Raw genomic sequence first — 21,979 nt, forward strand, 5'->3', positions numbered from 1 at the left:
AGGCAACGGCCGCGGATCAGTTATTTACCGGGATCACCGCACCTTTATATTTGGTGCGTATCCAGTCCTGGATCTCTTTTGAGTGCAGGACATCAACCAGCGCCACGATATCTTTTTTCTTCTCGTCGCCACGATGCACGGTAATGATGTTGGCATACGGGTTGTTTTCACCACTTTCGACGGCGATAGGATCTTTTACCGGATCCAGCCCGGCGTCGATGGCGTAGTTGGCGTTAATCACCACCGCATCGCCTTCGTCGTTGTTATACATCTGCGGTAACAGCGCGGCTTCCACGTTAGGCAGGAACTTCAGTTTTTTCGGGTTCTCGACGATATCGCTAATGCGCGCGGTGACTTTATCCACTCCCGGCTTCAGCTTGATTACGCCCTCTTTTTCGAAAATCGACAGAATACGGCCTTCCTCAGATACCGCATCGCGCATGATGACCTTGCCGCCTTCCGGCAGATCTTTAAGCGATTTTACTTTTTTCGAATAGATCCCAATTGGCTCGATGTGAATCGCTCCGGCGCTGACGAAATCATAGGTTTTATCGCCCGCATGATCTTTAATCACGCTGTTCAGGTACGGAATATGCTGGAAGTAGTTAGCGTCAATCTCACGGCCAGCCAGCGCGGTGTTGGGCAGAATGTAATCCTGGAACGGTTTAATCTCTAAATCGATCCCTTGCTTCGCCAGAATAGGCTTAGCCTGCTCAAGGATCTCCGCGTGCGGCACGTTAGAGGCGCCAACGGTCAGAGTATCGGCCCAGGAGGCAAAGCTCAGGGCGCTTAAGGTTGCTGCGGCGAGTAACGTCAGTGATTTTTTCATGATAATGGTTTCCGTATTTTATTAGCGTTTATCTAACAGAGAGGTGATCACATCGCCGCAAAGCTGGATGATGAAGACAATGAGCAAAATCGTCACCGTCGCCACCAGCGTGACGTCGCTGTGGTTGCGCTGGAATCCTTCCAGATAGGCCAAATTCCCTAAACCACCGGCACCAATCACCCCTGCCATCGCGCTGTAGCTGACCAGCGCAATCAGCGTCACGGTGATCCCGGACACCAGAGCAGGAGAGGATTCCGGCAGTAAAACCCGAAAAATAAGCGTGCTTAGCCGTGCGCCCATCGAACGCGTCGCTTCAATAACGCCTTTGTCGACTTCACGCAGGGCTATTTCGACCAGACGCGCATAAAACGGTGCAGCCCCTACGATCAGCGCAGGCAACGCGGCATTAGCGCCGAGAATGGTGCCAACCATCGCTTTGGTAAACGGGATCAGCAGCACGATCAGAATGATGAACGGGATGGAACGAAAGATATTCACCACCAGCGAAATAACGCTATACACCGCGCGATTGTGAAACAGTCCGCCGCGTGCGGTCAGGAACAGCGCCAGACCAAGTGCAACGCCTAGGACAAAGGTCGCCGCGCCAGAAAGGACCGTCATGTAGAGCGTTTCCTGGGTTGCTGCCAGCAGTTGCTCCCACTTCAGATGAGGAAACAGTTCTTCAGCCATGGTTGATCACCTCGCCTTCAATGTCGCTCTGGCGCAGATCGGCCAAAATATTGTTCAATTGTTCCTCAGAGGCCACAACGTGCACCCAAAGCTGACCAAACACACCGTGCGCGGTTTGCGTCATCTTGCCGTGTAAAATGTTAAACGGCAGGCCATAGCGCAGGGTCAATTCGCCAACCACAGGCCGATGCGTACGTTGCCCGGTAAACGTTAGCTTGATCACCACACCGCCCAGCTCGCTGGCCAACTGTGGGTTAAACTCGTCTTCCTCGGTGTACTGACTCACCTGACGAACAAACTGTCGGGTGATCGGCTGTTGGGGATGGGTAAAGACGTTGAGCACGTCGCCTTCCTCAACGACCCTGCCGTTTTCCATTACCGCCACGCGATCGCAGATTTTGCGTACCACGTGCATTTCATGCGTGATCAGCACAATGGTTAATTTGAAGCGGCGATTAATATCGAGCAGCAAATCGAGGATCTGATCGGTAGTTTGCGGATCCAGCGCCGAGGTGGCTTCGTCACACAGCAGAACGTCAGGATTGTTCGCCAGCGCACGGGCAATTCCTACCCGCTGTTTTTGCCCACCGCTAAGCTGGGACGGGTACGCATTTTCACGACCGCTCAGCCCCACCAGCGAAATCAGTTCAGCAACTCGCGCTTTAATTGATGCTTTTGGCGCTCCAGCAATTTGCATAGAGAACGCAATATTTTCACTAACCGTTCGTGACCACAGCAAATTGAAGTGTTGAAACACCATGCTGATTTTCAGTCGCGCCTGACGTAAAGATTCCCCACGGGCGGCAGAGATATCGTGGCCGTTAATCGTTACGCTGCCTGAAGTCGGTTTTTCCAGACCATTAAGTAAGCGTATTAAGGTGCTTTTCCCCGCCCCGCTGTAACCAATAATTCCGTAAATCTGTCCCTGTTCAACCGTCAGGTTGACGTTATCGACAGCGGTAATGGCAAGCCTGCCTGGCGTAAACACTTTCGAAATATTTTTCAGGACAATCATGTCGTTTAGGTATCCGCTGCTGCTTTTGTTCTGCTGCTAGCGCTTTTGGCTATTTAGCAGTATGGATGTCCAAACGAGTGTAATCAGTGAGATTGGCTTTTAAAATGAATTAAAACGCATTTGATATAACTTTTAGAAATATGTCGGTTTGGTCGGCGTTATACACAAAAAGTCAGGGATTGGGATGACAATTACACCTTGTTGCGCAACAAATGCTGCTGCGAACAACCTCTTTATCCATACCTGGAAACAAATTAATGAATATTTTCTGTAAAACTGCACAGAAGTGTTTTGAAACGCTGTTTCCATTTTCCTTTTTGATAATTTTCAGCGTATAATGCGCGCCAATTGTCTCTTGAATGGTTTCAGCACATTGACCTGTAAAACTCAACGACTACAAAATTCACCATCCCGTTGGGCTGAAACACAAGCACACATTCCTCTGCACGCTCTTTCGATGTCACCTATCCTTAGAGCGAGGCATCACAACTTTCGTAACTCAGGTTTAGCTTCCCGTCCGTGCGCGGCGGGAGCCAGATTTCCATATCCTTCTCAACTTAAAGACTAAGACTGTCATGAAAAAGACGAAAATTGTTTGCACCATCGGTCCGAAAACCGAATCCGAAGAGATGTTAACCAAAATGCTGGACGCGGGCATGAACGTCATGCGTCTGAACTTCTCCCACGGGGACTATGAAGAACACGGTCAGCGCATCAAGAATTTGCGCAACGTCATGAGCAAAACCGGCAAGAAAGCCGCAATCCTGCTCGACACCAAAGGTCCGGAAATCCGTACCATCAAACTGGAAGGCGGTAACGACGTTTCCCTGAAAGCGGGCCAGACCTTCACCTTCACCACCGACAAATCCGTTGTCGGCAACAACGAAATCGTTGCTGTTACTTATGAAGGCTTCACTAAAGATCTGTCCGTCGGCAATACCGTTCTGGTTGACGATGGTCTGATCGGCATGGAAGTTACCGCTATCGAAGGTAACAAAGTTATCTGTAAAGTGCTGAACAACGGCGACCTGGGCGAAAACAAAGGCGTTAACCTGCCGGGCGTTTCCATCGCGCTGCCAGCACTGGCTGAAAAAGACAAACAGGACCTGATCTTCGGTTGCGAGCAAGGCGTTGACTTCGTTGCAGCATCCTTTATCCGTAAACGTTCTGACGTCGTTGAAATCCGTGAGCACCTGAAAGCGCACGGCGGCGAAAACATCCAGATCATCTCCAAAATCGAAAACCAGGAAGGCCTGAACAACTTCGACGAAATCCTCGAAGCATCTGACGGCATCATGGTTGCTCGTGGCGACATGGGCGTTGAGATCCCGGTTGAAGAAGTTATCTTCGCGCAGAAGATGATCATCGAAAAATGTATCCGTGCACGTAAAGTCGTTATCACTGCGACCCAGATGCTGGACTCCATGATCAAAAACCCGCGTCCGACCCGCGCTGAAGCCGGTGACGTCGCGAACGCCATCCTCGACGGTACCGATGCAGTCATGCTGTCTGGCGAGTCTGCAAAAGGTAAATACCCGCTGGAAGCCTTCACCATCATGGCAACCATCTGTGAGCGTACCGACCGCGTGATGACCAGCCGTCTGGACTTCAACAACGACAGCCGCAAACTGCGCATCACCGAAGCCGTTTGCCGTGGCGCGGTTGAAACTGCAGAAAAACTGGATGCTCCGCTGATCGTTGTAGCAACCCAGGGCGGTAAATCTGCTCGCGCAGTACGTAAATACTTCCCGGATGCCACCATCCTGGCGCTGACCACCAACGAAACTACCGCGCGTCAGCTGGTGCTGAGCAAAGGCGTAGTTGCACAGGTGGTTAAAGAAATCAGCTCTACCGATGATTTCTATCGTCTGGGTAAAGAAGTCGCTCTGGAAAGCGGTCTGGCTCAGAAAGGTGACGTTGTGGTGATGGTTTCCGGTGCACTGGTTCCGAGCGGCACGACCAACACGGCATCCGTTCACGTGCTGTAATAATTCCAACGCGAATTAATTTGCTTAAAAAAGCGCCCTGGTGGCGCTTTTTTTATTTTATCGATAGCTACAATTAATAAAAAATCAAATCGGATTTCACTATCTAATCCGTGATTATCTAAGATGAATCCGATGGAAGCTTTCTGTTTTCACTCGGGTTTTTAGCCGTTTTTGCACAATTCGATGCTTCTTTGAGCGAACGATCAAAAATAAGTGCATTCCCATCAAAAAAATATTCTCAACATAAAAAACTTTGTGTAATACTTGTAACGCTACATGGAGATTAACTCAATCTAGAGGGTATTAATAATGAATCGTACTAAACTGGTACTGGGCGCGGTAATCCTGGGTTCTACTCTGCTGGCAGGTTGCTCCAGCAACGCTAAAATCGATCAGCTGTCTTCTGACGTTCAGACTCTGAACGCTAAAGTTGACCAGCTGAGCAACGACGTGAACGCAATGCGTTCCGACGTTCAGGCTGCTAAAGATGACGCAGCTCGCGCTAACCAGCGTCTGGACAACGCAGCTACTAAATACCGCAAGTAATAGTATCTGTGTAATAAAAATGGCGCACATTGTGCGCCATTTTTTTTGCTCTGAATTTCCCTTCCCTGTTATTGCGTAGCACGCACCTCTGCATCCTCTCCCGGCACGCCATTCTGTGCAGACTTCACTTCCGCGCCATTGCTTACGACCGACGCTTGCCCGGCCGTTACGGTGACCGGATAGCCAGCACGACGATACAAGGCTCTTTCCACCAAACTATTATCCACGGCTTTATTGTCTTTAAACTGGGTAAAACCGGCTGGCAGCACATACGGCATGGTCTGGACGTTTTGCTCCTCCTCCGGCGACAGCGGTCGATGCACCTCGACATAGCGCATTCCGTTCGGCTCTATCGAATATTTTATCGGCTCATTAATCACCCGAACCGGCGTTCCTGTCCGGACCTGAGCAAACAGTGCTTTGATGTCCGGCGCGTTCATGCGAATACACCCAGAACTTACGCGCAGCCCCACGCTGTCCGGCGCACTGGTGCCATGGATAAGATATTCACCGTTTCCATGCGCCAGACGCAGTGCAAAGCGTCCTAACGGGTTATTTGGCCCGGCAGGTACTACCGGCGGTAATGTTATGCCGCGCTCCAAAGAGCGTTTACGGATGCCTGCTGTAGGGGTCCAGGTCGGATTCGGGATTTTCTGCCCAACCCGGGTTTCCATTACCGGCGTTTCCAGCCCCTGCAAACCGATACCAATTGGGAAAACCTGAACAATATTCTCTCCCGGCGGGAAGTAATACAGACGCAGTTCCGCCAGATTCACAATAATGCCTTCTCGGGGTGCATCCGGTAGCAGTAGTTGCGAGGGAATAGTAATTAGCGTTCCGGGTTTAGGTACGGGGGCAATCGTATTATTGGCTTCAAGGATCAGCATTGCGGCGGTATCAAACTTACGGGCAATCGCCTGTAGGTTTTTATCGCCTTCCTGCACGGTGTAGGTTTGATTTTGCCCAACAAGACGGCTGTTCGCCTGAGGCAAAGGATAATCGACCGCCCATGCGGCCTGAATAGCGCTGTAAGCGCCGATTAGCATTAACGTAATAACAGACGCGCGTTTCATACTCACCCCCCTGGCGTTCCTGCCGGACGGCGTCGAGCGCCCGATCCGGCCTACGAGTCACTGCGTTGCACTACCTCACTCTTTCACGTCGAGCTGAAATTGACGTGTTTTATCAGTTTAGCTAAGAGTTGCGGCTTTGGTGCGAATAGCCCGAATCATCGCCTCCAGCCCTTGTGAACGAGACGGTGTGAGATGCTGTGCGAGCGCCATTTTTTCAAACCACGGACGCACATCAAAATTCACAATATCCTGGGCCGTCATGCGGTCGTATAAAATGAATACGACAGCTATAAGCCCTTTCACAATTGCCGCATCGCTGTCGCCTTGTAATTCAATAATTCCTTCAGCATTCTGACGCATGACAATCCATACCTGACTTTGACAGCCCTGGATGCTATTTTCCGTATTACGATCGTCGTCGTTTAATTCCGGCAAACGCTGACCCAGTTCAATAATGTACAGGTATTTCTCTTCCCAATTAGCGCAACGCAGAAAATTACGCAACAACTTTTCTTTATCCGGCAGCGCAGCCATAACGCCTCCCTGTTATCCCAGTAAGTGATGAATACGCTTGAGGCCCGTTACCAGGCGATCCACTTCTTCGTGGGTGTTGTACATGGCAATCGACGCCCGGCACATCGCAGGAACGTTATAGTGGGCCATCAGCGGCATAGCGCAGTGATGCCCTGTCCGCACGGCGATGCCATAGTTATCAAGAAAACTCCCGACATCATAGGCATGATGTTTGCCGAGGTTAAACGCAATCACCCCCAGACGGTTATCCGGCCCGTAGAGCGTTAAATCCGGCACATCCGCCAGCTGTTCCAGCGCATAGCGCATCAGGAATTGTTCATATTCGCTGATTTCAGTAAGCCCCAGCGCGGAAACATATTCAATAGCCGCGCCGAGTCCAATAATTCCCCCGGTGTTTGGCGTTCCGGCTTCAAACCGCCAGGGGGCTTTGGCCCACGTCGTCCCCTGGCTCAGGCTCACCGTCGCAATCATCGACCCACCGCCTTCCCACGGCGGCATCTCCTGCAGCAACGACTCTCTGGCATACAGAACGCCAATACCGGTTGGCCCGTAGAGCTTGTGCCCAGAGAAAACATAGAAGTCGCAATCCAGCGCCTGCACATCCACCTGATGATGCATAACTGCCTGTGCGCCATCCACCAGCACTTTCGCGCCGTATTGATGCGCCAGCTCAATCATCTCAACCAATGGGTTTTCCGTGCCCAGCACGTTAGACACATGGGTAATCGCCAGCAGTTTCGTGCGATCGTCAAACAGCGTCGGCAGCGTTTCCAGTTGCAACGTACCCTCTGTATTGAGCGGAATAACGCGCAGTTCTGCACCTACGCGGGCGCACAACATCTGCCAGGGCACAATATTGGCGTGGTGCTCCATTTCGCTGATGATAATGTTATCGCCCGCCCGCACATTGCTGCCGCCCCAGCTGTTAGCTACCAGGTTGATACCTTCCGTTGTGCCGCGGACAAACACCAGTTCTTCAGCTGAACGGGCATTGATAAACAGCGAGGCGAGCTTGCGCACATTCTCCATTTTTTCCGTGGCCTGCGCGCTCAGCGTATGGATCCCGCGGTGGACCGCGGCATAGCCGTGACGGTAAAACTCGGCTTCGGCATCAATCACCTGGTTAGGCTTTTGCGCACTGGCGGCGCTATCCAGATACGCCAACGGTAAACCGTTCACTTCACGCGTCAGGACCGGAAAATCAGCCCGCACTTTTTCAATGGGAAATGTCATGCTACGCCTCCCGGCAAGCGTTGGGCGATCCGTGCCAGGACCTGTTGTTTCAGCGTTTCCTCGCCCAGGGCTTCCGTCAGCTCAGCGGCAAACGCATAGAGAATCATTTGTTGGGCATCCTGCTGGCCGATCCCGCGCGAACGCAGATAGAACATCTGCTCGTCGTCGATCCGCCCTACCGTCGCCCCGTGGCTGCATTTCACGTCGTCGGCATAAATTTCAAGCTGCGGTTTGGTATCTACTTCCGCCAGTTTTCCGAGCAGCAAATTATTGTTGGTCATCTGACCGTCGGTTTTAATGGCGTGCTGAGCGACGTTGATCAGGCCATTGAATACCGCCCGCCCCTTATCGCTGACAATCGTTTTATGCAGTTGTCGACTGTTGCAATATCCCTTGTTGTGCGCAAGCCAGGTGCGGGTATCGCAGACTTCATTTTTCACCGGCATCGCCAGGCTGTTAAGCCGAAGCGTGGTGTTTTCGCCGTTAAGCTGGGTGCTGGTGTTATGGCGCAACACCGCATCACCGAGTAAAAAGCTGTGGCTGGCGGCCGTGGCATCAGCGCCCAACTGAATATCATTATGCGCGAAGTGGTGGCTGAGCGGATTCTCAAACGCCAGTTTGATGTGACGCAAGTGTGCGTTTGCCGCGACGTTCATCGTTAATCGTGCACCGGTAAAATGGCGATATTCGCTGAGGCTGACATAGTGTTCAATGACGGTGGCTTCTGCGCCTTCTGCCAGATCCAGATGGTGGCGATAGTGCGCCGTGTTCACCTCATCACCCGCCAGCCCCTGGGTAATGTGCAGCAGCAGCAACGGTTTTGCCGGTCGCTGGTTACGCTTCACCTGAATGTGCGTTACGCTGCGGGAGAGGCTTTCGGTCAGGTGCAGAAAGACTTCCGGTTGGATAGCCGCCGGTAGCGACTGGCGCACATCATCAACGGTAATGTTAAACCCGCTACCTTCCACGCTGTCGCTGAGCGTTGGACAGAATTGCCCGTCAACAAACACCAGGCGGACAGCATCAATAGCCGGCGCTAACGCTTCACACTGGGCGGACGTTATCTCAGTGACATGACTGACAAACTGGCTGTTGGTTAATCCTTCCAGCGGTGTGTGTTTCCAGTCCTCATGCTTACGCGTTGGCAGTCCCAGACGCAGCATCTGCTGCAGGTGCTGATGGGCATGGTGCGAGCGCGTCTCCCCTTGCGTTTCAAACAGATGATGCCACTGTTGCAGCACGTTACTGCTGTTCGCTAAGCCAGCCATAACCTTGCTCCTCCAGTTGTTTGACCAGCGTGAAATCACCGGATTTCACAATTCGCCCCTGGTAGAGAACGTGCACATAATCGGGTTTGATGTAATCCAGGATGCGCTGATAGTGGGTGACGATAATGAATGAACGTTGCCCGTCGCGCAGCGAGTTCACGCCATCCGCAACGACTTTCAGCGCGTCGATATCCAGCCCGGAGTCCGACTCATCAAGAATGCACAGCTGAGGTTCCAGCACCGCCATTTGCAAAATGTCATTACGCTTTTTCTCGCCACCTGAGAAACCAACGTTGACCGAACGCGTTAGCAAATCTTCCGGCATCTTCAATAACGCGATTTTCTCTTCCATCAGATCCTGGAAGTCAAACCTGTCCAGAGACTCTTCGCCACGGTAGCTGCGCACCGCATTCAGTGCCGTTTGCAGGAAAAACTGATTACTGACGCCGGGGATTTCTACCGGATACTGAAATGCCATAAAGATCCCTTCACCGGCCCGGTCTTCGGGTGACAGTTCCAGTAAATCCTTACCGTTAAATTCTACCGTCCCGCCGGTGACTTCGTAGTCATCGCGCCCGGCGAGCGTTGCGGAAAGCGTACTTTTCCCGGAACCGTTCGGCCCCATAATGGCGTGTACCTCTCCGGGGCCAATATCCAGGCTCAGCCCACGCAGGATCGCCTTATCTTCCACACTGACCTGTAAATCTTTAATGCTTAACATGTGCTTTCCTTAAATTTTAACCGACGCTGTGTTCAAGACTTATGGCGAGAAGTTTTTGCGCTTCAACGGCAAATTCCAGCGGCAGTTCAGAGAACACGTCTTTACAGAAACCATTGACGATCATCGAAATGGCATCCTCTTCGCTGATGCCGCGCTGCAAACAGTAAAACAGCTGGTCTTCACCAATGCGCGAGGTCGTGGCTTCATGCTCAAGCTGGGCGCTATTGTTACGACACTCCACATACGGGAAGGTGTGCGCTCCACAATCCGCGCCAATCAGCATCGAGTCGCATTGGGTATAGTTGCGGGCGTTGGTTGCGGTCGGCATGATCTTCACTAAGCCGCGATAGCTGTTTTGACTGTGTCCCGCAGAGATCCCTTTCGAGATAATGGTCGATTTGGTGTTCTTGCCGATGTGGATCATCTTGGTGCCGGTATCGGCCTGCTGATAACCACTGGTCAGCGCGACGGAGTAGAATTCGCCGATAGAGTTGTCGCCGCGCAGAATACAGCTTGGGTATTTCCAGGTAATGGCCGAGCCGGTTTCCGACTGCGTCCACGACATTTTGCTGTTTTCGCCTTCGCACAGAGCGCGCTTGGTGACGAAGTTCAAAATGCCGCCGGTGTTACCATCACCAGGGAACCAGTTTTGTACCGTCGAGTATTTCACTTCGGCATCTTTGTGGATGATGACTTCTACCACCGCGGCATGCAGTTGGTAGCTATCGCGTACCGGGGCTGAACAGCCTTCGATATAGCTGACGTAACTGCCCTCATCCGCAACCAGAATGGTGCGTTCAAACTGACCGGTTTTTTCCGCATTTATACGGAAATAGGTCGACAGTTCCATTGGGCAACGCACACCTTTCGGGACATAAATAAACGTGCCGTCGGAGGCCACCGCCGCATTTAGCGCCGCAAAGAAATTGTCATTACCCGGGACAACCGTACCCAGATATTGTTTTACCAGCTCAGGGTGATCGTGAATCGCCTCACCAAACGAACAGAAAATAATGCCCTGTTCCGCCAGTTTATCGCGATAAGTTGTCGCCACCGACACCGAGTCAAAAATGGCATCAACCGCCACCTCTTTGCCTTCGCGGACCGGCACGCCAAGCTGCTCGAATGCGTCCTCAACTTCTTTACTTAAAAACGCATTTGCCCCCGTTTGCTGCACCGCGCCCGGCTCAGACGCGCAGGTTTCATCGCAATTACCGCAGGACGGCGCGGAGTAATAACTGTACTCCTGGTAGTTCAGCTTATCGTAATGCGCTTTTAGCCAGTGCGGCTCTTCCATGGTTAGCCACGCTTTAAAGGCATTCAGGCGAAATTCCAGCATCCAGTCGGGTTCATTACGTTTTGCCGAAATCGCGCGCACGACATCTTCGTTGATCCCTTTCGCCAGCTCATCGGTTTGTAGATGGGTGAAGAAGCCCTCTTTGTAATTAAGGTGCCCGCCAGCCCAGGTGTTGACATCGTCAGTTGCTTCAGTATTACGAGACATAGTACCGCCTATACCCCAAAACTTTCGCCACAGCCGCATTCGTTCTGGGCTTTCGGGTTATGAAATTTAAATAGCTGATTTAATCCTTCGCGCACGAAATCAACTTCTGTGCCGTCGATAAACGGCATCGCCTGTAACGGTACATAAAGTCTGGCCCCCTCCGTTTCAAACAGCAGATCGTCTTTTTCCGCCTGGCGAACGGTGTCCAGCACGTAGCCAAATCCCGCGCATCCCGTTTGCTTCACGCCTAAACGCACGCCTAACATGTCGGGTTGCTTTGCCACCAGCTCGCGGATGTGCGCCGCAGCCGCTGGCGTTAACGTCAGACCACGCCAGGCAAAATCGTCCGGGTTAAATGTTCCTGAATGCAATTCCATAGGGTTACCTCGAGTCACTAGCTTTCAAGCTATAACAACATGTTAGTGATAATGATTATCACTTCAACCCCTCAACAGCAGGGGCATTCGGGTTAATCGCCCTTTTTGCCCCCTTTTACTAAGCATAGACCCTGCTGCGTGGGTTAACAGGGATGGATTTTTTTGTTCAATGCATTGATTAATAATGGATTTTAACAATTGAATCGTACAGACAGGTCAAAGACTAAAAGATGTATAGATAATGTCTATTTAAGTGATAAGTTTTAAAAATTTAATGAAATCATACGACTATTGTATAATCATTCTCTTAATCTCTTCTTGTTATAGACAAAAACGGACTAGTTAATCCTCTAAATTGCGCCCCAGTGCGTTTTTGCCCCCCAAACTTCACCCTTTTTCATGCGCCCTCTGCGCGTGATTTATCCCAAACACCACAACACCTTCCGAACAAAATCGACAGTACGGTTTGCGCGTCTACTTTTAAGATCCTGCTTGATAGCATTACAAAGACTTTCTCAATATCAGAATTAAGAAATATATTTCGCTTCAAAATCTCACTATTCTTATATGTGCATCATTACTATTCATTTTTAATTCTAAGCTTTTTATTCCTCTCATAAATATCAATAAAACATAATAAAAATGTATGACATTTATTGCCTTGCGTATTCATGCGTCATGTCGTTTATTACAGTTACCTTGCGTATGTGAAATGGAGTTTTAAATGGCTATACCTGCGTATTTGTGGTTAAAAGATGATGGAGGAGCAGACATCAAGGGTTCTGTAGATGTTCGCGACCGTGTGGGGAGCATTGAGATCTTAGGGTTTAGTCATGGCCTGCACCTCCCTACCGACAACAACACAGGGAAAATAACAGGAACACGAGTACACACCGCTCTTATGTTTGAAAAGGAGTTTGATAGCTCCAGTCCATATTTTTACAAAGCAGTAGCCACTGGACAAACCCTTAAAGAGGCCGAATTTAAATGGTACAAAATCAATGATGCAGGACAGGAAGTTGAATACTTCAATATGCTACTCGAAACAGTGAAGGTGGTTTCAATTTGTCCTCTAATGCATGACGTGAAAAACGCAGCCACTGAAAAACACAATCACCTTGAAAGTATTGCTCTTAGATATGAACGAATAACCTGGAAACACTGCGACGGGAATATAATATTTTCTGATTCCTGGAGTGAACGGTGATTCGTTGCACATTTCATTTAAACGGTGGGCAGCTATCAAGTCTTAGCTGCCCCGGAGTTGGCTTCTTCCCTGCATATTCAGGTAACAGTGGGGAGCATAGAAACAACCCTGAATCGATAGCAATTAAGGATATCGGGCCGCTTCCTCCCGGTAAATACTATATTGTTTCGCGTCCGAAAGGCGGGATTTTCAGCGCAATTAAAGATTATACTGCGTCAGAGATTAGCGGTTCAGACCGCGATATCTGGTTCGGATTATTCAGAGAGGATGAAAAATTAGATGACGTTACGTTCTATAACAAGGTCAGCCGTGGGTATTTCAGATTGCACCCTGCGGGGTATACTGGCGTCAGTAATGGCTGCATAACTCTTCCCAGCAGAGCTCATTACAACATACTCCGGGAAGCACTTTTAAGCACTCCACAAATGCTGGTTACCCCCAGTCTTCGTGCATACGGCACTATTCAGGTGTATTAATGAAACATATTAAAAAAGTCATCACATGGTATTTATTTGCAATATCTTGGGTTTGTTTTTTTCTATTTATTTTCAAATATTTACCTGAAAATAAATTATTTGATTTAATCTATCCCGATGTGAAAGAGATGGACCCCAGCGTCTGGGACAATACACACATGACCATTATCTTTATGGGCGCATTATTATTGAACGGAATTTTTATATTGTTCATGTCAATGATAATGGAAAGATGCAAAAATTAAATGAAAATGCTGAACAGTGGGACTTCAGTCCCACTGTTTTCAGTATCGAACCTACCCCACTGCCAATTTAGGCGAGTTCACATTCCACAACCCAATTGGCTGGCAACAAGGTCATCTAGTCAGTATGCGTCGTTGATAGCCAGTTGCCTACAGCACTGTCCTCAATCGCAAGGCTGGTAAAAAAAATTCTTTAGATTTAGATATATACTCATTTTACAGAATTAATATCTATTTAGAGAGACGTAGGAATGACGGGAGGGAAAAAATTCAAATTATGAACAAACAACAAAAAACCCTTAAGGCTGCTTGCTGGCAGGCTTAAGGGTTCCGGCCCCATCCGGCGCTTATCTCCGGCACTCACGATGGCTTAGCTCTTGAAGGGGCGATAAGAATAATCTCACTTCCGGATATGTTTTGTTTAACACAAATTGCGATTTGACTATTTTATAAGCGTATTCAATCAATTATTAGGCGCTGTTTTTCACTGAGCGCGTCCAGCAACAGGCGCAGTCCTGCAGGCTGATGCTCCCGCGAAAGATATAAACCATAAATTGGCAGGCTTTTTGGTTGAAGCTCGGGCAAGAGTCTAACCAGCTTTCCCTGTGCCAGCCCTTCCCGCGCCTCCAGTTCCGGCACCAGCGCAATGCCCGTTCCCGCCAACGCCGACTCACAGAGCAACGAAGAGATCCCGGCGCTCAAATTGCCTTTAATCGCAACAGCGGCAGCCCGCCCCTGGGCATCCAGAAAGTGCCAGGATTTTCCGGCAAACCCGCTGTAGTAGAGACAATTATGCTGCGTAAGGTCGTCGATAGTCTCAGGAGTGCCATGTTGATGCAGGTACTCTACAGACGCGCACAGTACCGATTTACAGTCGCCAAGGCGACGGGCAATAGTTCCAGGTTCAGGGTTTTCCGTTATACGGATCGCCACATCAATGCGTTCTCCAACGAGGCTTACCGGTTGATTATTGATCTCCACCTCGATACGCAGTTGCGGATACTTCGTCAGAAACGCGGGCAGTACCGGCGCTAAAATATGCATAGCTGTAAAATGCGCACAGGCCACACGTAGCGTGCCAGAGGGAGTTTGCGCGGCGCTGGCGGCACCAATATCCAGCGAAAGCTGCGCCAGAGAACGCGTTTTCACTAATGCCTCTTCACCCGCTGGCGTGATTGTCAGACGGCGCGACGAGCGATGGATAAGCCTTGCACCCGCCCATTTCTCCATCTCGTCGAGGTAACGACTGACCATCGGACGGGAAAGCCCCAGCGCACGCGCGGCAGCGCTCAGACTGCCCAAATCACAGATATGGTTGAATACCGTTGCCGCCATCACTCTGTCCATTGCATCCCATCCGATCGTTTTATGAAACTCAGCATGTCCTAATAAGGGAATTCTAACAGATCCGAATTTCCTTAAAATACAGGAACTATCAAAAGACAATTTCCTGCACAAGGATACCTGACATGAAAGTTAAAACGCTGGCCCTGCTGTTACCTCTGTTCGCCTCTTCAGCCTTTGCCGCGACGCTACAGCTGGACGTCTACAATCCACAGGACAAGGCTATTTTCCCGGTCTCTTCAACGCTGGTTTCAGGACCGAAAGAAGCGATATTGTTTGACGCACAGTTCAGTACTAAAGATGGTGAACAGCTGGTGCAGATGATTCGCGCCAGCGGTAAAACGCTGAAGGCCATCGTGATCACCTCCGGCGATCCGGATTTCTATTTCGGACTGCAGCCTATCGTCAAAGCCTTCCCACAGGTAAAAGTCCTGGCAACACCGCACGTAGTAGACCATATCCGTGCCACCAAAGAGGCCAAACTGCAATTCTGGGGTCCGCAAATGAAGGATGGCGCGCCAACATCGCTCACCGTTCCGCAGGCGACAACGCAAACGCATTTCACAGTTGATGGTGAAACGCTGGAGCTGCGCCACCCTAATGATTATGCAGCCTATGTCTGGATCCCGGCGAACCGTGCCATTATTGGCGGTACCGGCGTGGCGTCTGGTATACACGTCTGGACGGCGGATACGCAATCTGCAGAACAGCGTAGCGCGTGGCGTAGCGTATTGGGCGAAATGCAGAAGTTACAACCCACCCAGGTGGTCCCGGGGCATTACATCGGCGAACGCCCTGCGGGCGATAAAGCGATTCGCTTCACACAGGACTATCTGCAATCGTTTGAGCAGGCGTTAGGGGCGAAGAAAGGTTCGGATTATGTGATTAAAACCATCACCGCGGCATGGCCAGGTCTTGCAGACGCAAGTTCTCTGGAGCTAAGTGCGAAGGTTAATACTGGTGAGATGAAGTGGTGATTGAGATTTAACGCAAAAAATAACCCCGAACGCGTGTCGGGGTTTCATTACGATAAGCATACCGGAATCAATGAACGCCCATGCGCCAGGCAAAATAGATCTCTTCTTTAAGTTCAGTCGAAGAAAGCGTCAATAAATCCGCGAACTCCAGCTCTAACTGTTTCAGTCTTTTCAGGTACTGAGCTGGTGAAAGATCGGTTTTATCACGACGTAAAAACTCTATTGCCAGTTGGGCCGGGTCTAATTGGGTAGACATATCATCCTCGCTTGTGTTCAAAACCTGCACAGTATAACACCATTCCCTGTGCAGATAATGACCAAAAGCAATATGCATCACAAAATTGCTGTTGTCAGACGCGACGTGCAGCACAATCGTCCCTGCTCATCGAAGATTTCGATTTGCCATACCTGATGACGGGAGCCGGTATGCACCGCGCGACATACCCCTCTGACGCGCCCTTCCCGCGCCGAGCGAATATGGTTGGCGTTGACCTCCAGGCCCACCACTTTCTGCTCACCCTGAGTACACAGATAACCAGCCACCGAACCAATGCTCTCAGCCAGCACCACGGACGCGCCGCCGTGCAGCAAACCAAATGGTTGTTTAGTACGGTGGTCTACCGGCATTGTGGCTTCCAGCGTGTCATCGCCAATGTGCACAAAACGAATATCAAGCAGCCCAACCATATTTCCTTCACCCATGGCGTTGAGCGCTTCGAGTGTGACTTCACGTTTCCAGATCATCCTATAATCTCCAGCAGTGCCTGTAATGGATGGCGAACGCCCGTGCCTTCAACGCGTTTAACCTGACTGCGACAGGAGTATCCGGTAGCCAGACAACGGTTACGCGGCAATCGTTGCATTGCCTGGTGCCATGATAGCTCATAGATCCCCAGTGAGTTCTGATGATTCTTCACTTCGTGGCCATAGGTGCCCGCCATCCCACAGCACCCTACGCTGATGTTCTCCAGCTTTGCGCCAAAGCGGGCAAAAATAGCCGCCCACTGAGCAGGCGCGCCCGGCAGGGCCGTCACTTCGGTACAGTGTCCAAAGAAGTACCACGGTTCACCGCCCACAGCGACTGGCGGCTGTGACTCCACAACCGTCGATAACCATTCGTTGGCGAGTAACACATGGAAATCGCCCCGCTGTTCCCCGAGCGCCAGTTTGTATTCATCGCGATAGCAAAGCACCAGCGCCGGATCGACACCCACCATCGGAATATTCAGCTTCGCCACCCGATTGAGAAACTCAGATGTTTTCTTTGCGGTTTTAGCAAAACGGTTTAAAAAGCCCTTAATATGCTGGGCCTTGCCGTTTGGCGAGAACGGCAACAGTACCGGCTGCAAACCCAGCTTTTCAACCAGACGTATAAAATCAGCCACCACCTGTGCATCGTAATAGCTGGTGAACGGATCCTGCACTACCAGCACCGTACGGGCTTTTTGCTCAAGGCTGAGTAATTCGAGCTGTTCCAGCGTCATATTGGCGGAACGATGACCAACCAGCTGACGTTGAAGCGACGGCGCAGACAGCAGCGGTAAGTCGACCATGCCGATGTGCTTTTTAGCCAGATTACGCACCAGCGGCTGGTTGATGAAGAAGTTAAACGTGTTGGGCGCCCGCGCCATTAACGGCGCATAGCTCTCAACGGTCGCCACCATGTGATCGCGCAACGGCCGCAGATAACGCGTGTGATACAACTGCAGGAAGCGTGAGCGGAACTCCGGCACATCGATTTTAATCGGGCACTGTGTGGAACAGGCTTTACACGCCAGACAACCCGACATTGCCTCTTTCACTTCGTGCGAGAAATCGTATTCGCCTTTGCGCGCATGCCAGCTGTTGCGGGTACGGGCAATCAGCGTACGTAAACTGGCACGTTTTTCCGGTAGCTCTTTTTCCAGCTGTAGCGGGTCAATCCCGCGATCTGCCAACAGACGCAGCCATTCACGCACCAGCGTAGCTCGCCCTTTCGGTGAATGGATGCGGTTGAGGCTGATTTTCATCGACGGACACATCGGGCTTTTCGCATCAAAGTTAAAGCATAACCCGTTGCCGTTACACTCCATCGCCCCACGCCACTCCTGGCGTACGGCCAGCGGGATCTGACGGTCATACGTTCCGCGCTTCACCGCGTCCACTTTCATCATCGGCGCATCAACATCTTCCGGTGGACAGATTTTGCCAGGATTGAGCCGGTTTTGCGGATCAAACACCGATTTCACTTTACGCAGTTCGCGATACAGTTCCTCACCGAAGAACGCCGGGCTATATTCTGCACGAAAACCTTTCCCGTGCTCACCCCACAGCAGACCGCCATATTTTGCCGTCAGCGCGACAACATCGTCAGAAATGCGTTTCATCAGCACTTCCTGCTGCGGGTCGCACATATCCAGCGCCGGTCTGACGTGCAGCACGCCTGCATCCACGTGACCAAACATGCCGTAACTCAGGCCGTGGCTATCGAGCAGCGCACGGAACTCGGCAATATAGTCAGCCAGATGTTCCGGTGGAACGCAGGTATCTTCAGCAAACGGAATCGGCTTCGCGGCCCCTTTCGCATTCCCCAGCAGACCGACGGCTTTTTTACGCATCGCGTAAATGCGCTCGACGCCTGCCAGCTCGGTACATAGCTGCCAGCCTATAACACCCGCTTCCTGACGCGCAATTAAGCCATCCAGCCGTTCGCACAGTGCGCTGACCTGCGAATCAATCAATGCTTCATCGTCACCGGCAAACTCCACAATATTCAGACCCAGCATCTCTTTATCCGCCACATCGGTAATCAATTCACTTACCGAGTGCCAGACAATATCTTCCCGTGCCAGGTTAAGCACTTTGGAGTCGACGGTTTCTACCGACAGCGCGCGCGCTTCCACCATCACCGGGGCATTACGCAATGCCGAGTCGAAAGAGTCGTACTTAACGTTAACCAGTTGTCTGACTTTGGGTAGCGGCGTGATATCCAGACGGGCTTCGGTGATAAACGCCAGCGTACCTTCAGAGCCGGTAAGAATGCGGGTTAAATCAAATTCGGTCATCTCATCGTTAAAGACGTGCCGCAGATCGTAACCGGTCAGGAAGCGATTAAGTTTCGGGAATTTATCAATGATCAGCTGTCGGTTGTCGCGGCAACGCTCATAAACCGTCTTGTAAATGCGGCCAATAGTGGTGTTGCTATTACCCAGCGTTTGGGCAAGTTCGACCGGCATTGGCTGGGTATCAAGAATATCGCCGCCCATCAGCACCGCGCGGATACCCAGCACGTGATCGGAGGTTTTACCGTAAACCAACGAGCCTTGTCCGGATGCGTCGGTATTGATCATCCCACCCAGCGTTGCCCGGTTACTGGTGGATAACTCGGGGGCAAAGAAATAGCCGTAAGGCTTCAGAAACTGGTTGAGCTGGTCTTTTATCACCCCGGCTTCGACCCGCACCCAACCTTCCTGCGCATTGATTTCAATGATGCGGCTCATATAGCGGGACATATCAACAATAATGCCCTGATTCAGCGCCTGACCGTTGGTCCCGGTGCCGCCGCCGCGTGGGGTAAAAATCAACGAAGAGAAAAGAGGTTCCGCCGCCAGACGAGCGATGAGCGCCACATCTGCGGTTGAACGAGGGAATACGACAGCATCAGGAAGCAGCTGATAAATACTGTTATCCGTCGACATTGTCAGACGATCGGCATAGCTCGTTGCCGTATCGCCCGTAAATCCTTGCTGCTCCAGTGCCTGCAAAAAATTGAGCACCAGTTGAACGACACCTGGCGCCTGAGAAATTTGTGGAATCATTATAGTGACCCTTTCCTGCGGTCTGTGTTGTGAATTTAATCGTTTGCGTGTTGCTTTGTTTGTTGTATCACATTTTTTTCTAATACGCTCAGCAGATTTACAGGCAGAATCCGCCTGTTAAAAACCGCTGAAATTGCTCATCATTACAGGGTGTCATTTAAGTGTTCACGTCGCGTCAACGTTCTGGCGCAAAGACAAAGGTGAAAAGTATTTATGGTAAATTTCCGCCAGCCCAAGGATATTGCACAAGTGCTGCTATCGGCGCTGTTTTTAGCCGTCATGATTGTGGCCTGTCTTTGGATTGTTCAGCCCTTTATCCTCGGTTTTGCATGGGCGGGGACGGTGGTCATTGCGACCTGGCCGATCCTGCTACGCTTACAAAAATTGCTCTGGGGCCGTCGCTCGCTGGCCGTGCTGGTGATGACCCTGCTGCTGGTGCTGTTGTTCATCATTCCTATCGCGCTACTGGTCAATAGCATTGTTGATGGCAGCGGGCCATTGATCCATGCCGTAACCGCAGGCGATATGACCCTGCCGGATCTGGCGTGGCTGAACAGTATTCCGTTGGTCGGCGCAAAATTGTATGCCGCGTGGCACAGTCTGCTGGATATGGGCGGCGCGGCCATCATGGCCAAGGTTCGTCCTTATATCGGCACGACGACGACCTGGTTTGTTGGCCAGGCTGCACACCTTGGCCGCTTTATGATGCACTGTGGTCTGATGCTGCTTTTCAGCGCCCTGCTGTACTGGCGCGGTGAACAGGTGGCGTTAGGTATTCGCCACTTCGCTTGTCGCCTGGCATCCAAACGTGGCGATGCCGCCATTCTGCTGGCAGCACAAGCCATTCGCGCCGTCGCATTAGGCGTTGTGGTCACCGCGCTGGTGCAGGCAGTGCTCGGTGGTATTGGTCTGGCGGTAACCGGCGTGCCGTACGCCACGTTGCTGGCGGTATTGATGATCCTGTCTTGTCTGGTGCAACTGGGGCCATTGCCGGTGCTGGTCCCGGCCATTATCTGGCTGTACTGGACGGGCGATTCAACCTGGGGCACGGTGCTGCTGGTGTGGAGCGGCGTGGTCGGAACGCTGGATAACGTTATTCGCCCGATGCTGATTCGCATGGGGGCCGATTTGCCGCTGATCCTGATTCTCTCAGGGGTCATCGGAGGACTGATTGCCTTCGGCATGATTGGTCTGTTTATCGGCCCGGTGGTACTGGCCGTGTCCTGGCGTCTGTTCTCTGCCTGGGTAAACGAAGCCCCTGCGCCAGGTAGCGATCCCGACGAAATCCTCGAAGAAATTGCTGAAATCGAACGCAATAAGTAATCCCACGTCAGGCGGCACCGCCGCCTGATTGTTTAACAATACTAATCAATTCCGCCCGCTTACTGAATAAGACCCAACGTTATCCTTCTTTAAATACTCATTTGCTTCGCAAATTATTTACAGTTTTTAAACTATTGAGATGAATCTGATCGACGTAAAAAATCAGTATGCCTACTATTAGCCCATGGCTTTAGATCAACACATTGATTTATAAGCATGGAAATCCCCTGAGTGAAACAACGAATTGCTGTGTGTAGTCTTTGCCCATCTCCCACGATGGGCTTTTTTTTGTCCTTCGCGCGCCTCGCCACCAACCTTACCGCACCACAGCTCCGCTCTTCCCCGTTGATAAACAAATAATATTGCACAAGATACTGTGACTCTCTTCAAGCCGAAATATCCACAGCAATGTTATTACTATTCCACCGTCTTTTATGAGGTGATCAAATAATGAACGCATTAGAACTCCAGGCTATCCGCCATATTTTTGCTATGACGGTAGAAGAAAGCGCTATGTATATCTCGCGGGATCACAATGTTGCCGCCTGGCAACAATGGGAGAATGGCGAAAGGGAAATCCCGGAAGACATCACGCGCATTTGTGCAGAAATGAAAGCCAGACGAAAGTTAAGAATTAACGCCATTATCGAAAAAATAAATAACCGTATCGGTAATAACACCATGCGTTTCTTTCCCGATCTGATCTCTTTTCAGGCGGTTTATCAGCACGATGATTTTCTCGACTGGAAAATCTATCAATCGGCCGCTGTTGAACTGTATGCCCACGACCTTGAGCGTTTGTGTTAAGAGACCGCAGCGCCACACTCATTTAGCC

Annotated in this window: 22 protein-coding genes and 1 other RNA gene; 9 read left to right on the top strand and 14 right to left on the bottom strand. The window is 50.9% G+C overall.

Translation table 11 applies throughout. The features are described 5' to 3' along the window. Nucleotides 1-16: 16 nt before the first annotated feature. From HV352_RS12515 to HV352_RS12525, 3 genes are read right to left on the bottom strand one after another with little or no spacing between them, the layout of a single operon-like run. Nucleotides 17-829, bottom strand: a complete 813-nt coding sequence (locus HV352_RS12515; protein ID WP_003029358.1) for a MetQ/NlpA family ABC transporter substrate-binding protein — start codon at nt 827-829, stop codon at nt 17-19. Nucleotides 830-850: 21 nt separating this feature from the next. Further along, nucleotides 851-1,519: a methionine ABC transporter permease gene (locus HV352_RS12520; RefSeq protein ID WP_016152914.1), complete on the bottom strand. Its 669-nt coding sequence runs from the start codon at nt 1,517-1,519 to the stop codon at nt 851-853. Further along, nucleotides 1,512-2,534: an ATP-binding cassette domain-containing protein gene (locus HV352_RS12525; RefSeq protein ID WP_016152913.1), complete on the bottom strand. Its 1,023-nt coding sequence runs from the start codon at nt 2,532-2,534 to the stop codon at nt 1,512-1,514. The genes HV352_RS12520 and HV352_RS12525 overlap by 8 nt, the downstream gene beginning before the upstream one ends. Before the next feature lie 373 nt (nt 2,535-2,907). Between HV352_RS12525 and HV352_RS23685 the strand changes: the two genes are divergently transcribed. The 3 genes from HV352_RS23685 (at nt 2,908) to lpp (ending at nt 5,068) form a co-directional block, all read left to right on the top strand. Continuing rightward, nucleotides 2,908-3,102 (top strand): hypothetical protein, encoded by a 195-nt coding sequence (locus tag HV352_RS23685; RefSeq protein WP_242637968.1) that lies wholly within the window; start codon nt 2,908-2,910, stop codon nt 3,100-3,102. 7 nt (nt 3,103-3,109) lie between these two features. Beyond that, a complete protein-coding gene (gene pykF / locus HV352_RS12530; protein WP_181634787.1) occupies nt 3,110-4,522 on the top strand; it encodes a pyruvate kinase PykF in 1,413 nt (470 codons plus the stop codon). Between the two features lie 309 nt (nt 4,523-4,831). Next, the gene (gene lpp / locus HV352_RS12535) at nt 4,832-5,068 is read left to right on the top strand and encodes a murein lipoprotein Lpp (RefSeq protein WP_003029373.1); all 237 of its coding nucleotides are present in this window, start codon (nt 4,832-4,834) and stop codon (nt 5,066-5,068) included. A 68-nt stretch (nt 5,069-5,136) separates the two neighbouring features. On the opposite strand, the gene HV352_RS12540 is transcribed toward lpp, so the two are convergent. From HV352_RS12540 to sufA, 7 genes are all read right to left on the bottom strand, one after another. Further along, nucleotides 5,137-6,141, bottom strand: a complete 1,005-nt coding sequence (locus HV352_RS12540) for a L,D-transpeptidase family protein (RefSeq protein WP_016152911.1) — start codon at nt 6,139-6,141, stop codon at nt 5,137-5,139. A 117-nt stretch (nt 6,142-6,258) separates the two neighbouring features. Further along, nucleotides 6,259-6,675, bottom strand: coding sequence for a cysteine desulfuration protein SufE (sufE, locus tag HV352_RS12545; protein WP_016152910.1), 417 nt, complete (start codon nt 6,673-6,675; stop codon nt 6,259-6,261). A gap of 12 nt (nt 6,676-6,687) precedes the next feature. After that, nucleotides 6,688-7,908, bottom strand: coding sequence for a cysteine desulfurase SufS (gene sufS / locus HV352_RS12550; protein ID WP_080858722.1), 1,221 nt, complete (start codon nt 7,906-7,908; stop codon nt 6,688-6,690). Further along, entirely contained in the window at nt 7,905-9,176 is a 1,272-nt protein-coding gene (sufD, locus tag HV352_RS12555; protein ID WP_181634788.1) for a Fe-S cluster assembly protein SufD, read from the bottom strand. The genes sufS and sufD overlap by 4 nt, the downstream gene beginning before the upstream one ends. Further along, on the bottom strand, nt 9,151-9,897 hold the full coding sequence (gene sufC / locus HV352_RS12560; RefSeq protein WP_019076682.1) for a Fe-S cluster assembly ATPase SufC: 747 nt from the start codon (nt 9,895-9,897) through the stop codon (nt 9,151-9,153). Before sufC ends, sufD begins: the two co-directional genes overlap by 26 nt. A gap of 16 nt (nt 9,898-9,913) precedes the next feature. Beyond that, a complete protein-coding gene (gene sufB, locus HV352_RS12565; RefSeq protein ID WP_016152906.1) occupies nt 9,914-11,401 on the bottom strand; it encodes a Fe-S cluster assembly protein SufB in 1,488 nt (495 codons plus the stop codon). Nucleotides 11,402-11,409: 8 nt separating this feature from the next. Next, nucleotides 11,410-11,778, bottom strand: a complete 369-nt coding sequence (gene sufA, locus HV352_RS12570) for a Fe-S cluster assembly scaffold SufA (protein WP_016152905.1) — start codon at nt 11,776-11,778, stop codon at nt 11,410-11,412. Nucleotides 11,779-12,502: 724 nt separating this feature from the next. On the opposite strand from sufA, the gene HV352_RS12575 reads away from it, so the two are divergent. Both HV352_RS12575 and HV352_RS12580 read left to right on the top strand, forming a co-directional pair. Then, entirely contained in the window at nt 12,503-12,985 is a 483-nt protein-coding gene (locus tag HV352_RS12575) for an Hcp family type VI secretion system effector (RefSeq protein ID WP_181634789.1), read from the top strand. Further along, nucleotides 12,982-13,461, top strand: coding sequence for a DUF2778 domain-containing protein (locus HV352_RS12580; protein WP_016156367.1), 480 nt, complete (start codon nt 12,982-12,984; stop codon nt 13,459-13,461). Before HV352_RS12575 ends, HV352_RS12580 begins: the two co-directional genes overlap by 4 nt. A 701-nt stretch (nt 13,462-14,162) precedes the next feature. Here the strand turns inward: HV352_RS12580 and HV352_RS12585 are convergent. Continuing rightward, the gene (locus HV352_RS12585; protein WP_016156365.1) at nt 14,163-15,050 is read right to left on the bottom strand and encodes a LysR family transcriptional regulator; all 888 of its coding nucleotides are present in this window, start codon (nt 15,048-15,050) and stop codon (nt 14,163-14,165) included. 122 nt (nt 15,051-15,172) lie between these two features. On the opposite strand from HV352_RS12585, the gene HV352_RS12590 reads away from it, so the two are divergent. Next, nucleotides 15,173-16,024 (top strand): Vmh family MBL fold metallo-hydrolase, encoded by an 852-nt coding sequence (locus HV352_RS12590; RefSeq protein ID WP_049268703.1) that lies wholly within the window; start codon nt 15,173-15,175, stop codon nt 16,022-16,024. A gap of 67 nt (nt 16,025-16,091) precedes the next feature. Here the strand turns inward: HV352_RS12590 and HV352_RS12595 are convergent, their stop codons facing one another. From HV352_RS12595 to HV352_RS12605, 3 genes are all read right to left on the bottom strand, one after another. Then, the gene (locus HV352_RS12595; RefSeq protein WP_029139522.1) at nt 16,092-16,280 is read right to left on the bottom strand and encodes a YdiH family protein; all 189 of its coding nucleotides are present in this window, start codon (nt 16,278-16,280) and stop codon (nt 16,092-16,094) included. A gap of 77 nt (nt 16,281-16,357) precedes the next feature. Further along, entirely contained in the window at nt 16,358-16,768 is a 411-nt protein-coding gene (menI, locus tag HV352_RS12600; protein WP_016152900.1) for a 1,4-dihydroxy-2-naphthoyl-CoA hydrolase, read from the bottom strand. Then, nucleotides 16,765-19,821: an FAD-binding and (Fe-S)-binding domain-containing protein gene (locus HV352_RS12605; protein ID WP_019076678.1), complete on the bottom strand. Its 3,057-nt coding sequence runs from the start codon at nt 19,819-19,821 to the stop codon at nt 16,765-16,767. Before HV352_RS12605 ends, menI begins: the two co-directional genes overlap by 4 nt. 213 nt (nt 19,822-20,034) lie before the next feature. Between HV352_RS12605 and ydiK the strand changes: the two genes are divergently transcribed. The 3 genes from ydiK to HV352_RS12620 all read left to right on the top strand — a co-directional run bounded on the left by ydiK (nt 20,035) and on the right by HV352_RS12620 (nt 21,951). Next, the gene (gene ydiK / locus HV352_RS12610) at nt 20,035-21,144 is read left to right on the top strand and encodes an AI-2E family transporter YdiK (RefSeq protein ID WP_016156362.1); all 1,110 of its coding nucleotides are present in this window, start codon (nt 20,035-20,037) and stop codon (nt 21,142-21,144) included. A 184-nt stretch (nt 21,145-21,328) separates the two neighbouring features. Next, an RNA gene (gene rprA, locus HV352_RS12615) (antisense sRNA RprA) lies at nt 21,329-21,436 on the top strand. Between the two features lie 158 nt (nt 21,437-21,594). Further along, nucleotides 21,595-21,951: a YdiL family protein gene (locus tag HV352_RS12620; RefSeq protein ID WP_016156361.1), complete on the top strand. Its 357-nt coding sequence runs from the start codon at nt 21,595-21,597 to the stop codon at nt 21,949-21,951. Nucleotides 21,952-21,979 lie beyond the last annotated feature (28 nt).

This window comes from Citrobacter sp. RHBSTW-01044, from assembly GCF_013781945.1.
In the GTDB taxonomy this organism is placed as follows: domain Bacteria; phylum Pseudomonadota; class Gammaproteobacteria; order Enterobacterales; family Enterobacteriaceae; genus Citrobacter; species Citrobacter braakii.